This window comes from Arthrobacter senegalensis (assembly GCF_059091765.1).
In genome coordinates this window covers 1123792-1138837 of sequence record NZ_JBNHGZ010000001.1, presented here as the reverse complement: position 1 = coordinate 1138837, position 15046 = coordinate 1123792, and the positions used below count along the sequence as shown (strand labels likewise).

Sequence of the window (15046 nt, the reverse complement as noted above, 5' to 3'; positions counted from 1 at the left end):
CTCTGTGCTGGCCCAGCCGGTGTCCATGCCAGCGCAGACAGGGAGGACGCCCCGGGCGCAAGGAATCCGGGCCCGCGCGGGCTCAGACCCGGCGGTAGATATCCGCCACCGGACAGTGGAAGGGATCGGAGGCGGCTATTCCGACGGCGCCCAGGTAGCGGACTATCGCCGCATAGGAGGCCAGCACGCTGGTCTCCGTGTACGGGATCGAGTGCTCGCGGCAGTATTGGCGGACCATCGGCGCCGCCTTGCTCAGGCAGGGACGGGGCATGTCGGGGAACAGGTGGTGTTCGACCTGGCGGTTCAGACCGCCCATCAGCAGGTCCATCATCCAGCCGCCGCGGATGTTGCGGGAGGCCGTCACCTGTCGGGTGACGAAGTCCGGCCGGCTGGATTTCGAATAGATCGGCATGCCTTTGTGGTTCGGGGCAAACGACGCGCCCATGTAGAAGCCGAAGACCGCCATCTGCACGCCGATGAACGCGAACGCCTGCCCCAAGGGCAGAAGCCAGAAGACCACGGTGAGCAGCACGGCGGCGCGGGCCGCGAGGATGCCCAGCTCCAGCCAGCGGTGCTCCACCTTGGCCTGCCGGACCAGGTACTTGAAAGAATCCGCGTACAGGCTGAAGCCCAGGAAGGGCAGCAGCGGGAACAGCAGGTAGCCCTGGAGCCGGGTGACACGGACCATCGCGCCGCGGCGCCCGGCCGCAGCGTCCGGGTGGAAGGCGATGGACCCGGTCCTGATGTCCGGGTCCTTGTCCACGGTGTTGGGAAACCCGTGGTGCTTGGTGTGTTTGCGCATCCACATGGCGTAGCTGATGCCCACCAGGCAGGTGCCAACCAGCCGGGCAGCCCATTCGTTGACCCGCTTGGATTTGAATACCTGCCAATGGGCCGCTTCGTGCGCCAGGAAGGCGAATTGGGTGAACAGTATCCCCATCCCGGCCGCGATCAGCAGTTGGAACCAACTGCTCCCGAGCAACGAAAACCCTGTCCACGCCGCGGCCAGCAGCATCATGAGCACCGCGAAGAGGGTGTTGTAGTAGCCCCTGCGGCGGGTCAGCAGACCGGCGGATTTCATGCGGGCCATGAGTGCCAGGTACCCGCCAGCAATACTGTTTGGTGCACGGGTCGGGCGATCCGGTTCGCGGGCGGAGTCGGGCTGGGGAGCCGTATTGGTCTGCGGCTCGGGCTGAAAGTCCATGACATGCCTTGCGTCCGGCGGGTAAATACAATCGGTGCAGCCGGCCGTCAAGCTTCAGCACCAGTCTTGTGAATGTACCGACGCCGCGCGAATCTGTCATCGGTAGGAGGCGTCCCGGCCATCATCCGGGCCAAATTCGCAGGCTGCGAGGACGCCAGCGAGCCTCGCGGGCGGACTGCGACGGCACCCTTAAAGCGCTGTTGCACGCCGCCATTCCAAACCCTGGCCGTCTCAGAAAGCAAAGATCAGCAGGCGCCCTTCCCGCGAGCGGGAAGGGCGCCTGCTGATCAGTCGATGCCGGACCGGTTAGTCGGCGATGTAGAACAGGCGCTTGTTGACGAATTCGTCCATGCCCAGCGGGCCAAGCTCGCGGCCGAAGCCGGAGCGCTTCACGCCGCCGAACGGGATGTCGGCGCCTTCACCGACGCCGTTGACGTTGGCCATGCCCACCTCCAGCTGCTGGGCAATCTTGCGGGCGCGCTCCTCGTCCTTGGAGAAGACGACGCCGCCCAGCCCGTAGTCGGTGTCGTTGGCCAGTTCCAGGGCTTCCTCGTCGCTGCTGACCTTGTAGACCACGGCCACCGGGCCGAACAGCTCTTCGCGGTAGGCTCGCATCTCCGGAGTGACGCCGGTCAGAACAGCCGGGGCCAGGTAGGCGCCGGGGCCATCGTGCAGGGTGCCGCCGGCGTGCAGCGTGGCACCCTTGTTGACGGCGTCCTTGAGCTGCTCGTGCAGTCCTTCGGCCGCCGCCCGGGAGGAAAGCGGGGCGTAGGTTCCCTCGGCCTCTTCGGCCGGGTCGCCGGGCTTGAGGTCCTTCGCCAGGTTGGTCAGCTCGGCCACGAAGTCGTCGTAGATGTCCTCCATGACGATCATGCGCTTGTTGGAGTTGCAGGCCTGGCCGGTGTTCTCGATGCGGGTGGCCCACGCCTGCTCGGCCGCGGCCTTGACGTCGTCGGTGTCCAGCAGCACGTAGGGATCGGAGCCGCCCAGTTCCAAGACGGCCTTCTTCAGGTTCTTGCCGGCGAGCTCGCCGATGATGGCGCCGGCCCGCTCGGAGCCGGTCAGCGAGACACCCTGCACGCGCGGGTCGGCAATGATGTCCGCGATCTGCTCGTGGCTGGCGAAGAGGTTGATGTAGACGCCGTCGGGCACGCCGGCGTCGTCCATGATTTTCTGGATGGCCAGGGCGGAGCGAGGGCAGGTCTCGGCGTGCTTGAGGATGATGGTGTTGCCCAGCATCAGGTTCGGCGCGGCGAAGCGGGCCACCTGGTAGTAGGGGTAGTTCCACGGCATAATGCCCAGCAGCGGGCCGACCGGCAGCTTCTGGATCATGGCGCGGCCGCCGCCGATGGCCTTGATTTCCTGGTCCGCCACCAGGTCGGGGCCTTCAGTAGCGAAGTAGCTGAAAATGTCGGTGCAGAACTCGGCCTCGCCCTTGGACTCGGACAGGGGCTTGCCCATTTCCTCGGTGATGATCGCGGCGAGCTCGTCGGCCCGCTCGGTGAACAGTTCCGCAATGCGGGACACCACCTTGGCACGGTCCGTGATCGGCGTGGCCTTCCACGCTGTGTAGGCAGCCTGGGACCTGGCGAGGGCGTCCTTGACCTCGGCGTCGGTGGCAGTGGGGAATTCCTCGACCACCTCGCCGGTGGACGGGTTTTGGACCCGGTAGCCCGGCTGGGTGGATGAAGCGGCGTGGGAAGTGGTGGTCACAGCCCTGATCTCCTTCAGATAATGACATAGCAGCGGGACGGCGGCGCGGCCGTCTCCGGTTTCCATCTTGTACCGTCCGGCCGGTTATGTGAAGTGAGTTACGCTCACGGCATGGAAGTAAGAAGCCCGGCGCGGCGTGAATTGACGGGCAGCGCGGGCCGATCGGTGCAGCATCGGGCCATCCGGCCGTCCTGAGCGGCCGCCGAACGGCTTCCGGGCTCCCGTCCTGAGCGGCCGCCGAACGGCTTCCGGGCTCCCGTTCCCAGCGGCCGCCGAAGCGCCGCCGGGCTCCCGTTCCAAGAAACCACCGAACTGCTTCCGCGCTCCCGTTCCTAGCGGGGGCCGCGCAGCCTGTCCATCTCCCGCCGGTCCTTCTTGGTTGGCCGGCCGGCACCCCGGTCGCGCTGCGGGATTCCGAGCGAGGGCATCGCCGGGCGCGGCGGCGTGTGGTCCGTGAAGCAGTGCGAGGCCGCCTCGGCTCCCACCCGCTTGGCGATCAGCCGGCGCACTTCCAGGATCCGTTCGTAGCCGGGCTGCCGCACCCGCAGGGTGTCGCCCGGGACCACCGGCTGGGAGGCCTTGACCGGGTTGCCGTTAAGCCGGACGTGTCCGGCACGGCAGGCGGCGGTGGCCGCGGAACGGGTCTTGTAGGCGCGGATGGCCCACAGCCACGCATCGACGCGCACCGAGCTCGGGGTATTGGCGGAAGTGTTCATGCCACTCCGAGTCTAGCGTCGCCGCGGCGGCATCCCGCGGCGGTCCGATTGCGCCGTCGCCGCGCCCCGGCCCTTGGGCGGTGTTTCCTTTCACTGCGAGTTCACAGCCAGTTGGCCCGCAGGTCCACTGGCGCTGTGAAGCTCGATGGCGGGGAAACCCGGACAACCACTACGAAGGGCGTCATATCCCATGGCATCTCGCCTGCTCAAAACATTGACCACCTCCGCCGCGGCCGTCGCCGTCGGCGCTACCCTCGTGGCCGCCCCGGCGGCCGGCGCGCAGAACAACCCGGGCGGGCAGGATGAAGCCCCGCTGCTGATCGGCCACCGCGGGGCCGCCGGCACCGCCCCCGAAAATACGGTTGCGGCCTTCAAGGACGGGCGCGCCTCCGGCGCCGACTTCTTCGAGATCGACGTCCAGCTCAGCGCCGATGGCGTACCGTTCCTGTTCCACGACGACACTCCGGCCCGGACCACCAACGTGGAGGAAGTATTTCCCGAGCGTGCCGGGGACCCCATCACGTCCTTTACTTGGGATGAATTGCAGCAGCTCGACGCCGGATCCTACTTCGGCGCCAAGTACCAGGGGGAGCGGATCCCGCACCTGGATGACGCGGCGAAGATCGCCACGGTGAAGACCGGCGTGTACATCGAAATCAAGTCGCCGAAGAACTCCCCGGGCATCGAACAGCTCGTCGCCGACGAGCTCCGCACCGATGCCGCCTGGACGAAGCTTGTTGCCGCCGACAAGGTCCAGGTCCTCGGCTTCGACGAGGCCTCCAACCGCACCTTCGCCGACCTGGCCCCCGAGATCGCGCTGCAGCAGCTCTCGAGCACCGTCCCGGGTCCGGCCACGCTGGAATCCTGGGCGGCCTTTGCCGATTCAATCGGCACCAACTACCGCACCCTGACGGCGCAAAATGTTGCAGACGCCAAGGCCGCCGGGCTGGTCGTCGGCGTCTACACCGCCAACTCGCCCGAGGCCGTCCAGCACTCCGTCGACCTCGGCGTCGATGCCGTCACCGGTGACTTCCCGATCCAGACCATGCGCTACCTGGACGGGCGGAAGCCCTTCCCCGCGGGCACCGGCCTGGAAATCGCCGGCGCGGTGAATGACCCCGCCGGCAGCGACGTTCAGCCGGAGACCGGCGAGCACGTGGTGCTGCGCAACACCGCCAACCACAGCATCGACGCCAGCGGCTACATCATCCGCGACGCGGCGAACAATATCCTGGCTGTGGGCGAGGGCTACGTGCTTGCCCCCGGCGCGGAGTTGCGGGTCTACACCGGTCCCGGCACCAACAGCGCCGAGGCCTACTACAACAATGGCACCGCGTCAGTACTGAACAACACCGGCGACTCCATTGCGCTGTGGGCCCCGCAGGGCACGCTGCAGGACGTCTTCGCCAACTAGGCGGCAGGTTCTGCAGCTCCGACGCCGGCACCTCGGGCGGCCTTGCCCGAGGTGCGGGCCTCGTTAATCGCGTTGCCCAAACGTGCGCCCGAAGCTGCGACGGCGAAGCTCTCGCCGGGCGGCGGGAGGACGGACCGGGCGTCCCCCAAAGTACCGACGGCTGTGCTCTCGCCGCGTGCCATTCCGGCCGGCCCTGCCTGGCGGACCGGGCATTTTGGTGCTCAGACATCAAACGTCTAACGTTTAGAGAATGATTTTAGAGCGACGGCCCAGCGGCGGCAGCAGCGGGGACCACGCGCTGGGCAGCGACCACGCGCCGGGCGGCGACCATGCGCCGGGCAGCGACGAGGCTCCGCGGGAGTTCGCCGAGGCCCTGGTGCCGGAGCTCAACGTGCAGGAGCCTGCCCCGGCGCCCGCCGCCGCGGACCGCCGCTGGTTCATTGCCGCGGCCGTAGCCGCCGTGATACTCATCGGGTTGAACCTCCGGGCTGGTATTGCCAGCGCGGCCGCGCTCTTCCACGACCTGCAGCAGCTGCTGGGGTACGGGCCGCTGGTCGCCGCACTGCTGCCCACCGTTCCCGTGTTGTGTTTCGCCGTGGCCGGAGCCGCGACCGCCTGGCTGAGCAGCCGCATGGGGCTGGAACGCGCCATCGCACTCGCGCTGACACTGCTGATTGCCGGCTTGGGCCTGCGCGGAGTCGAATCCGTCGGGATGCTGCTGGCCGGCACGGTGGTGTCCATGTCCGGACTGGCGGTCTGCAACGTGGCGCTGCCGGCGTTCATCCGCAAGTACTTCGCGCACCGGCCGTCGACGATGACCGGGGCCTACACCATCTCCATGTCCGTCGGCGCCACCCTGGCCGCGGCCGTCAGCGTCCCGCTGGCCGCACAGTTGGACTCGCCGTCGCTCGCGCTGGCCGTCTGGGCGCTGCTGGCCGTCGTCGGGCTCGCGGTGTTCCTTCCCATGGCCGTGGTCGGCAGGCGCGGGTCGGGCACACCGACGCGAGTCCATTCGTCGCCGTGGCCGCTGCTGCTCACGCGCAAGGGCGCGCTGCTCACCGGCCTGTTCACCATCCAGGCGCTGCTCGTCTATTCCGTGATGGGCTGGCTGCCGTACATCCTGATCTCGCGCGGGGTGGATGCCGCGGCCGCCGGGCAGCTGCTCGCGCTGGTCCAGCTGGTGTCCATCCCCGCCGTCGTGCTGCTGTTGTCCATGGCGGCGCGGCCGGGCCTGCTGCGGCCGGCTTTCATGATGACCTGCGCGGCGTCGCTGGTGGGCTACCTCGCCTTGCTGGTGCTGCCTGCCGAGCTCGCCGTGCTGCCCGCGGTTTTGATCGGACTGGGTTTCGGGGTTTTCCCGCTGCTGATGCTGGTGATCAGCCGCAGCGGTTCGGACGCGGCCGAGACCACCGCGCTGTCCACGCTGGCCCAATCGGTCGGCTACCTCTTCGCCGCACTGGGCCCGTTCGGGCTCGGCCTGCTGCACGATGCACTCGCCGACTGGACCATCCCGCTGGTGCTCCTGGTGGCCGGCGCGGCGATGCAACTGCTGCTGGCCCATGCGGTCAGCGGCCTGGTGCGGGAGGCGCGGCCGTGAGGTCCGGCCCGCTCCAGCGGCCGCCGCTCGCGGAGGAAGTGACGTCCAGGCTGCGGGAGTCCATCGCGGCGGGGCGGTGGCAGCTGGGTGCCCGGATCCCTTCGGAGCCGGAACTGATGGCGAGTCTGGGCGTCTCCCGCGGCACGCTGCGCGAGGCGGTCAAGGCTTTGGCCCACGCCGGGATGCTCGAGGTGCGCCGCGGCGACGGCACGTACGTGCGCGCCACCAGCGAGATCAGCGGCACCGCCCGCCGCGCCTACCGGGAGTACGACGACGAGGACGTGCTCCAGGTGCGCTTCGCGCTCGACACCCAGGCGGCGCGGCTGGCGGCGCAATCGTCGCGATCCGAGCCGTCGGGCCCCGGCGGCGCCGTGGAGGCGCTGCGGGAGAGGCTGGCCCGGCGCCGGCATGCGTGGGCCGAACAAGACCTGGAAGGCTGGATCGCTGCGGACTGGGACTTCCACCTGGCCGTGGCCGAGGCCTCCGGCAACCAGCTGTTGCACGAGCTGTACGGCAGCTTCGGCGATGTGTTCCACGGGACCAAGATGGCCCAGCGATTGCGGGACGGCTTCGATGGATGCCTGCGCGCCGGACACGAGGACCTCGCGGACGCCATCGCGGCCGGAGACGAAGAAGCCGCGGTGCGGACCGTCACCGCCAACCTGCGCTACTGCCTGAAATGGATGCCGCAGCACGGCCAATAACGCCATGCTCACGCCGTGCTGCGGCGGGCTCTGGCCGCCGCGGCCGCGCGTGTGGCATGATGCCGCCCCGCCGGGGTACCTTGAATCACGAAGCCCGGACTGTCGGGACGCAGGGAACGAGGAAAGCTGGCGATGTCCACTTCGACGAAACCGTCCGGGAGCACCCGGAAGACGTGGCTGAAGATCACCGCGGCGGTGGCCGGCGCCGTCGTCGTGCTCCTGCTGTTGGTGTTGCTGGCCAAATGGATGCGCACGATGCCGGGCGTCCAGGACTTCCTGGCCGCCTACCCGGGCCGTTCCGAACTGCCCGAATCCGCGCCCGTCGGGCTGCCCGCCTGGCTGGGCTGGCAGCACTTCCTCAACTTCTTCCTGATCGTGTTGATCATCCGCACCGGCCTGCAGGTACGGGCCGGTACCCGCTCGCCGGCGTACTGGACACGCAACAACAAGGGCCTGGTGAAGACCAAGAACGCGCCCACCAAGATCACCCTGAACCTGTGGTTCCACCTGACGCTGGATGCGTTGTGGGTGCTGAACGGCATCGTCTTCATGGTGCTGATCTTCGCGACCGGGCACTGGATGCGGATTGTGCCCACCAGTTGGGACATCTTCCCGAACGCGCTGTCCGCTGTGCTGCAGTACGCCTCGCTGGACTGGCCGCTGGAGAACGGGTGGGTGAACTACAACGCGCTGCAGCTGCTGACCTACTTCGCCACCGTCTTCATCGCCGCCCCGCTGGCCATCGTCTCCGGCCTGCGCACCTCGGCCGCCTGGCCCAAGCGGGCCGCGGTCAACAAATACTTCCCGATTGAGGCGGCCCGGGCCATCCACTTCCCGGTGATGGTGTACTTCGTGCTGTTCATCATCGTGCACGTGACCCTGGTGCTGGCCACCGGCGCGCTGCGCAACCTCAACCACATGTATGCGGCCACGGACGACGGCGGATGGACCGGTTTCTGGATCTTTGCCGCCTCCGTTGCGGTGACCGTGGCGGCTTGGTTCCTGGCCCGGCCGATCTTCCTGCGCCCGATCGCCTCGCTGACGGGCAAGGTCACGAGCCGCTGACCGCGCGGCCGCCTGATCGCCGGCCGCTGACCGCGTGGCACGCGTGGCCGCCGCCTTACCGCCAGCCGCTGACCGCCTGACCGCGGCTGAAGGCTGCACCGCTACACTGCTCCCCATGATCACCGTTGCGGCCATCGCCGCGTGCCTTGTCTTCGCGCTGTTGGCCGTCTTCCAGATCCTGCTGGCCGCGGGCCTGCCGCTGGGCCGGTTCGCCTGGGGAGGAAGCCACCGCATCCTGCCGGCGAAGCTGCGCATCGGGAGCGCGGTCTCGGTGCTCCTGTATGCGTTCTTCGTGTTCGTCATCATGGACCGCGCGCAGTTTCTCGACGCGTTGCCGGAGACCGCGTCGCTCGTTCTTGGCTGGGTCCTGACCGCGTACCTGTTCGTCGGCGTCCTGATGAACGCCATCTCGCGCAGCAAGCCCGAGCGGTGGACCATGACGCCGGTCGCCCTGGTCTTGGCCGCGCTGAGCCTGGTGGTTGCCCTCGGTTGACGTGGTTTCCCGCCCTTGGCGGGCGAGCTGCAAGGCTTTTCGTCGGTGGCCGTCCAGCCGTTTGCGGGCCTCACGGCCCTTCGCGGGCGGGGGGGTCCGGCGATTGACGGTCAGGCAGGGGAGGGGCTTGCCCCGCGGGCGGGGCGGGCTCACGATTGGTTCACTACCGGCCGATCGGAGGAAGCCATGCAGGTCCGTATCCGCCGCGCACTGACAGCAGTTGCCGTGCTCGTCACCGTCCCGGCGGCCCTTGCCGGCGGCCTGGTCCTGTGGCTGCGCTTCAGCCCCCGGCCGCTGGCGGTGCTGCTGCGGGTGCTGTCGGAACGGGACGGCCGGCGCACGGCCCGCGCGATGGCCCGGCACGTGCCGGACGGAATCAGCGAAGTATTGGATCAGGAATACCTCAGCAACCACGGGCATACCCGCCTGGACGTGTTCTTCCCGGACAAGGCGGCCGAGGATTCGCTGCGTCTTCCGACAATTGTCTGGATCCACGGCGGGGCCTGGATCTCCGGCACCAAGAACGACGTCGCCAATTACCTTCGAATCCTCGCCTCCTACGGCTTCACCGCCGTGGGGGTGGACTATTCGCTGGCCCACGTGCGCCGCTACCCCGCGCCGGTGCGCCAGACGGCCGCCGCGCTGCGCTACCTGGAACACAATGCCGAGCGGCTTCACATCGATACCGAGCGGATCGTGCTGGCCGGGGACTCGGCGGGCGCGCAAATTGCCGCGCAACTGGCGCTCGTCATCGCCGATCCCGACTATGCCAAAAGGCTCGGCATTGCCTCGCCCATGAAGCCGGAGCGGCTGCGCGCGGTGCTGCTGCACTGCGGGGCGTACGACCTCTCGCTCGCCGGGGCGGACCAGGCCGGGAACCAGAATTACCTGCGCACGGTGCTGTGGTCCTACACCGGGGCCAAAGACTATCTGGAGCGTCCGTACGTCGCGCTGGCCTCCGTGGCCAAGCACGTGGGCGCCGATTACCCGCCGGCTTTCGTGTCAGCGGGCAACACGGACCCGTTGCTGCCGCACTCGCTCGGGCTGGTCGAAGCGCTGCGGATCAAGGGCGCGGCCGTGGAGGAGTTCTTCCCCCATACGGAGGCCGGCCTAGGGCACCAGTTCCAGTTCAACCTGGAGTTGGAAGCGGCGTGGCAGGTGCTGGAGCGCAGCGTGGCGTTCCTCCGTCGCCACACCGGCTGATGCCGCCCGAGTTGAATCGGCGCCCCGCTACGAGGAGTGTTCTTCGGTGTCTGCATCACCCGGCCGGCGCCGACGCCTCCCCGGGCACCGCCGTCGTACGCTGGAAACCTGTCCAGCGAAGGGGGAACTTTCAATGAACGACGCCGGCTCGCGCCTCATATTCGGCTGCATGGGGTTGGGTGGTGGCTGGGGGAGCGGGCCGCTGGAAGCGGCCGATGTGGCGGCCGCGCACGCGGCCGTGGCGGCGGCGCTGGAGGCCGGGATCACGACGTTCGACCACGCCGACATCTACGCCCACGGCAAGGCCGAGGCCGCGTTCGGGCGGGTGTTGGCCGGAAGTCCCGAGCTGCGCGACTCGATCCGGCTGCAGGGCAAATGCGGCATCCGGCTGCCGGCCCCCGGCATGGTCGGGCACTACGACTCCTCGCGGAAAGCCATCCTGACCCGCACCGACGAGAGCCTGCGCCGGCTGCACACCGATCACCTGGATACGCTGCTGATCCACCGGCCCGATCCGCTGACGCCGGCCGAAGAGATCGCCGCGGCGTTCAACGAGCTTCGGATGGCCGGGAAGGTCCGCCGCCTTGGTGTCTCGAACATGTCCGGCGAACAGATGCGCTGGCTGCAGTCGGCGCTGGATGAACCGCTGGCGGTGAACCAGCTGGAAATGAGCCTGTACCGACGCGACTGGCTGGAGTCAGGGGTGCTGGTGAACCACCCGGAGGGACCGGGGATCAGCTTCCCGCACGGCACCTTGGAATACTGCGCCGCCCACGGGGTGGAGCTGCAGGCCTGGGGAGCGCTGGCCCAGGGCCGGTACAGCGGGCGTGCGGCAGCGGAGGCCGCGACACCGGATGCTTCCGCGCCCGCGGATGCCTCTCCCCCGGCGGATCAAGCAGCGGCAGCCCTGGTCACGGAACTTGCCCGGGACAAGGGGTGCCCGCCCGAGGCCGTGGTGCTGGGCTGGCTGCTGCGGCATCCGGCAGGCATCCGGCCGGTCGTCGGTACCAGCAGCCCGGACCGGATCCGGGCCTGTGCCGAGGCGGAAGCGGTTGGAGCATCGATGACCCGCGAGGAGTGGTACTCCCTGTGGGTGGCGGCCCGAGGCAGGCCGCTGCCTTAGCTGCCCGCGCCCGGCCCCGCAGCTGCGGGCGGGGCCGGGACCATGCGTCCTAGACGAAGGCCGGCTGTTCCAACCGGCGGAACGCGGAATCGTGGAAGACCAGGGGCTCGTGGGTGCCGTCGTGCGTGGACAGTCCGTGCACCTGCAGCAGCACGACGTGGTGGTCCCCGGCCGGGACTTCCTGGTGCACCGAGCAGTCCAGCCAGAGCGCCGCGTCGTTGAGGAAAAGCGCGCCGTCGTCGGTGCCGTGCAGGCTCAGGCCGGCAAAGCGGTCACCGGTCCTGGACGCGATCTGGCGGCAGACGCCGTCGTGCCCGGTGCCGAGCACCGAGACGCCGATCCGGTTGGCCCGCCGGACCAGCGGCCAGGTCCGTGAGGTGTTTTGCACGGCGAACATCACCAGCGGCGGCTCGAGGGAGACGCCCACGGTGAACGAGGAGGCGACGATGCCCTGCGGCTCGCCGTCGACGGTCGCGCACAGCGCCGCGATGCCCGAGGGGAACCGGCCGAAGGCGGAGCGCAACGTGTGGGGGGTCAGGTCATGGTGTAGCGACATGGCGTCCTTGGGGCTTGGGCGCATCCGCTGCGGCCGAGCTGCTGCGGGTGGATACGCGTACTTGCCTGCCGACATCCCCGGCGGGCCGAATCATCACCTGGAGCACCCCGCTACGGTAGAGGGTTGCCGGCCAACCAGCCAGGGCTGTGAAGTTGGCGCTCTTGATTCGTCTCCACGCTAAGAGCGGGGAAGGGCCTGGGTCAAACGCCGGTAACAGTTCGTCAAATGCAGCGTTTTACTCCCGGGCCACGCGAGGTGGCTGCTGCCCGACGGGCGGCCGTGCGACGGCTGCTGCCCCGAAGGCTACTGTCCGACTGCTGGCGCCACGGCTACTGCGCGGCGGCGCCCGGGCGCACGGTCTGCTGCCGGAACGGATGCGCCGGGTAGACGCCCAGGATGCGGATTTCGGTGGTGAAGAAGTCCAGTTCCTCGAAGGCGTGGACCATGGCCGGATCGTCCGGGTGGCCTTCGACGTCCACCATGAACATGGTGGCGGCAAACTCGCCGCCCACCATGTAGCTCTCCAACCGGGTCATGTTGATGCCGTTGGTGGCGAAACCGCCCAGCGCCTTGTACAGCGCGGACGGCACGTTCCGCACGCGGAACACGAAGCTGGTCACGGCCGGACCGGGAAGTTCCTCGCGGGACGGGACCGGCCGGCGGTCGGCCAGCACCACGAACCGTGTGGTGTTCGTCGGATCGTCTTCGACCTTTTCCGCGAAAACCTCCAGGCCGTAGAGTTCGGCGGCCATCGGCGGCGCCAGGGAGACCTTGGTCGGGTCCTTCCATTCGGCCACCTCCCGGGCCGAACCGGCGGTGTCGCCGGCGATGACCGGAGTGAGCCCGAGCCTGCGGATCAGCTTGCGGCACTGGCCCAAAGCATGGATGTGGCTGTGCACCTCCCGGGCCTGCTCCACGGTGGCCCCGCGTACGCCCAGCAGGCTGAAACGGATGGGCAGGAAGAATTCCTCCACGATCTGCAGGGTGGTCTTCGGCAGCAGGGCGTGGATGTCCGCCACCCGCCCGGCGATCGAGTTGTCGATGGGGATCATGGCCAGTTCCGCCTCGCCGCCGGTGACGGCAGCGAACGCATCCTCGAAGCTGGCACACGGCACCGCTTCCCAACCGGGGCGCACTTCCAGGCAAGCCATGTGGGAGTTCGAGCCGGGTTCACCTTGGTACGCAATCGCTGGAGCCATGGGCGAAATTATCCCACCGGGGCGGGCCGGCGCTTCATTCCGGGCAACCGGGCGGCGTCATATAACCGGGACCGGCCCGCCAACCGCTTAGTACAGATGCGATTCCTGGGTGATGCCGTAGGGCACGTCGTCGCTCAGCTCCACCGTAAACTGCCCGGGGCCGGTGCGAGTGACCAAGATGCCGCAATCGCCGTCGATGGCGGCGAGCTTTTGCAACTCTTCGACCGCAGCATTCAGGAGATCGTGCGCTTCGGAAGCCGTCTGTGCGGTCAACGACTTGGTAGCCAGGGAAGTGGCCATGGTTCTGCCTTTCGTGGCCGGAGGTTTCCGCGCAGGAGAAACGCGGGATGGAAGCTTCCGGCCGGAACGAGCCTGCCATGCGGAACGGTGCATGGAACTTTACATTCTGCCATCCCAGATGACATCAGATGAATTTCGCACCGGCGTGGCGTGCGCCACACCCGGCGTGGCGGCGTGGTGCTGTGGACCGGTGCAGGCGGGCCCCCCCCCCCGCGGATGCAGGGAGCCGTCGGGGGGAGGGTGGGGGCAGCCGGAAGTGAACCCGGTCCTAGAACGGGTTGAGCAGCCGGTGGACGAACTGCCGGGTGCGCTCCTCCCGCGGTTCGCGCAGCACCTGTTCGGGGTGTCCGCGTTCCACCACCACGCCGCCGTCCATGAACACCACTTCGCTGGCCACTTCACGGGCGAAGGCCAGCTCGTGGGTGACCAGGGCCATGGTCCAGCCCTCGTCAGCCAGTTCCTTGATCACGTGCAGCACGTCGCCCACCAGTTCAGGATCCAGTGCGGACGTGGGCTCGTCGAACAGCAGCAGCGAAGGTTTGAGCGCCAGCGCCCGGACAATGCCGACCCGCTGCTGCTGTCCGCCGGAGAGCTGATGCGGGTACTGGTCTTCCTTGCCGGAGAGCCCGACACGGTCCAGCAGCGACCTGGCCTCGCGCACCGCTTCGGCCTTGGACCGCTTCTGCACCTGGACCGGGCCCTCGATGATGTTCTGCAGCACGGTCATGTGCGGGAACAGGTTGTAGTGCTGGAACACCATGGCGCTTCGGTCGCGCAGGGCGGCGATCTGTTTTCGGTTCACCGGCGAACCGAAATCCACGGCCGGCCCGCCCGAAAAGGCGACCCGCCCGCCGTCGGGGATTTCCAAGCCGTTCAGGCAGCGCAGCACGGTGGTTTTGCCCGACCCGGAGGGTCCGATCAGGGCCAGTACCCCGCCCGTCTGGACGGAGAGGTCGATGGACTTGAGCACCTGGTTGCTGCCGAAGGACTTGCGCAGCCCCTCTACGGAGAGCACCGGCCCTGCGGCGGAGCCGGGCTGCGAAGCGGCGGCGGAGGGGACGTCAGTGGGCGACATAGCGGTCCAGCCTCTTCTCCAGTCGGGACTGCCCGGCGGAGAGCACCAGGCAGAACACCCAGTAGACCGCCGCGGCCTCAATGTAGAGCAGCATGAACTCCTGGCTGAACGCCGCGATTTCCTGGGCGGCCCGGAACGCCTCGGTGACCAGGATCAGGGAAGCGAGGGAGGTGTCCTTGACCAGCGAGATGAACGTATTGGACAGCGGCGGCACCGACACCCGCGCGGCCTGCGGCAGGATGATGCGGCGCAGGGTGGTGGTGCCGGCCATGCCGATGGTGTGGCCGGCTTCCCACTGGCCCTTGGGGACGGACAGAATCGCGGCGCGGATGATTTCGGCCGCATAGCCGCCCACGTTCAGGGAGAACGCGATGATGGCGCTCGGCCACGGTTCAAGCACCACGCCGATCGACGGCAGGCCGTAGAAGATCACGAACAGCTGGACGAGCAGCGGGGTGCCGCGGATCACCGAGACGTAGGCGCGCGCGATGCCGGCCAGGATCCGGTTGCGGCTCAAGCGCATCAGGGCCACGACGAGCGCCAGCAGCAGGCCGATGGCGAAGCTGGCCAGCGAGAGGGGGATGGTGCCGGTCAGCCCGCCCTGGACTATAGGCCAGAGTGAACTGCCGACGAGCTCCCAGTCGATGTCCATACGGTTACGTTAGCGTCTCCCTTTGAAGCGGC

The 15046-nt window shown here is 68.4% G+C and carries 15 protein-coding genes and 1 riboswitch; of the genes, 7 read left to right on the top strand and 8 right to left on the bottom strand.

The window, feature by feature from the left end; genetic code table 11:
* Positions 1 to 82: 82 nt before the first annotated feature.
* The 3 genes from AC5RVG_RS05350 to AC5RVG_RS05340 all read right to left on the bottom strand — a co-directional run bounded on the left by AC5RVG_RS05350 (position 83) and on the right by AC5RVG_RS05340 (position 3633).
* The gene (locus AC5RVG_RS05350) at positions 83 to 1081 is read right to left on the bottom strand and encodes a fatty acid desaturase family protein (protein ID WP_494012966.1); all 999 of its coding nucleotides are present in this window, start codon (positions 1079 to 1081) and stop codon (positions 83 to 85) included.
* Between the two features lie 429 nt (positions 1082 to 1510).
* Positions 1511 to 2917 (bottom strand): NAD-dependent succinate-semialdehyde dehydrogenase, encoded by a 1407-nt coding sequence (locus AC5RVG_RS05345; protein WP_494012965.1) that lies wholly within the window; start codon positions 2915 to 2917, stop codon positions 1511 to 1513.
* Positions 2918 to 3249: 332 nt separating this feature from the next.
* On the bottom strand, positions 3250 to 3633 hold the full coding sequence (locus tag AC5RVG_RS05340) for an RNA-binding S4 domain-containing protein (protein WP_494000818.1): 384 nt from the start codon (positions 3631 to 3633) through the stop codon (positions 3250 to 3252).
* 190 nt (positions 3634 to 3823) lie between these two features.
* On the opposite strand from AC5RVG_RS05340, the gene AC5RVG_RS05335 reads away from it, so the two are divergent.
* From AC5RVG_RS05335 to AC5RVG_RS05305, 7 genes are all read left to right on the top strand, one after another.
* On the top strand, positions 3824 to 5047 hold the full coding sequence (locus AC5RVG_RS05335; RefSeq protein WP_494000817.1) for a glycerophosphodiester phosphodiesterase family protein: 1224 nt from the start codon (positions 3824 to 3826) through the stop codon (positions 5045 to 5047).
* Between the two features lie 250 nt (positions 5048 to 5297).
* Positions 5298 to 6644 (top strand): MFS transporter, encoded by a 1347-nt coding sequence (locus AC5RVG_RS05330; protein ID WP_494000816.1) that lies wholly within the window; start codon positions 5298 to 5300, stop codon positions 6642 to 6644.
* A complete protein-coding gene (locus tag AC5RVG_RS05325) occupies positions 6641 to 7348 on the top strand; it encodes a FadR/GntR family transcriptional regulator (RefSeq protein WP_494000815.1) in 708 nt (235 codons plus the stop codon). Before AC5RVG_RS05330 ends, AC5RVG_RS05325 begins: the two co-directional genes overlap by 4 nt.
* Before the next feature lie 132 nt (positions 7349 to 7480).
* Entirely contained in the window at positions 7481 to 8413 is a 933-nt protein-coding gene (locus tag AC5RVG_RS05320; RefSeq protein ID WP_494000814.1) for a cytochrome b/b6 domain-containing protein, read from the top strand.
* Positions 8414 to 8528: 115 nt separating this feature from the next.
* Complete coding sequence (locus tag AC5RVG_RS05315; protein ID WP_494000813.1) at positions 8529 to 8906, top strand: hypothetical protein; 378 nt, start codon at positions 8529 to 8531, stop codon at positions 8904 to 8906.
* A 186-nt stretch (positions 8907 to 9092) separates the two neighbouring features.
* Complete coding sequence (locus tag AC5RVG_RS05310) at positions 9093 to 10109, top strand: alpha/beta hydrolase (protein WP_494000812.1); 1017 nt, start codon at positions 9093 to 9095, stop codon at positions 10107 to 10109.
* A 133-nt stretch (positions 10110 to 10242) separates the two neighbouring features.
* Entirely contained in the window at positions 10243 to 11232 is a 990-nt protein-coding gene (locus AC5RVG_RS05305; RefSeq protein ID WP_494000811.1) for an aldo/keto reductase, read from the top strand.
* 49 nt (positions 11233 to 11281) lie between these two features.
* On the opposite strand, the gene AC5RVG_RS05300 is transcribed toward AC5RVG_RS05305, so the two are convergent.
* The 5 genes from AC5RVG_RS05300 to AC5RVG_RS05280 form a co-directional block, all read right to left on the bottom strand.
* Entirely contained in the window at positions 11282 to 11788 is a 507-nt protein-coding gene (locus AC5RVG_RS05300; RefSeq protein ID WP_494000810.1) for a flavin reductase family protein, read from the bottom strand.
* Between the two features lie 52 nt (positions 11789 to 11840).
* Positions 11841 to 11955: riboswitch (SAM riboswitch) on the bottom strand.
* 162 nt (positions 11956 to 12117) lie between these two features.
* Positions 12118 to 12987 (bottom strand): prephenate dehydratase, encoded by an 870-nt coding sequence (locus AC5RVG_RS05295; RefSeq protein WP_494000809.1) that lies wholly within the window; start codon positions 12985 to 12987, stop codon positions 12118 to 12120.
* 87 nt (positions 12988 to 13074) lie between these two features.
* The gene (locus tag AC5RVG_RS05290; protein ID WP_494000808.1) at positions 13075 to 13287 is read right to left on the bottom strand and encodes a hypothetical protein; all 213 of its coding nucleotides are present in this window, start codon (positions 13285 to 13287) and stop codon (positions 13075 to 13077) included.
* Between the two features lie 268 nt (positions 13288 to 13555).
* A complete protein-coding gene (locus AC5RVG_RS05285; protein WP_494000807.1) occupies positions 13556 to 14362 on the bottom strand; it encodes an amino acid ABC transporter ATP-binding protein in 807 nt (268 codons plus the stop codon).
* The gene (locus tag AC5RVG_RS05280) at positions 14349 to 15008 is read right to left on the bottom strand and encodes an amino acid ABC transporter permease (protein WP_494001307.1); all 660 of its coding nucleotides are present in this window, start codon (positions 15006 to 15008) and stop codon (positions 14349 to 14351) included. The genes AC5RVG_RS05285 and AC5RVG_RS05280 overlap by 14 nt, the downstream gene beginning before the upstream one ends.
* Positions 15009 to 15046 lie beyond the last annotated feature (38 nt).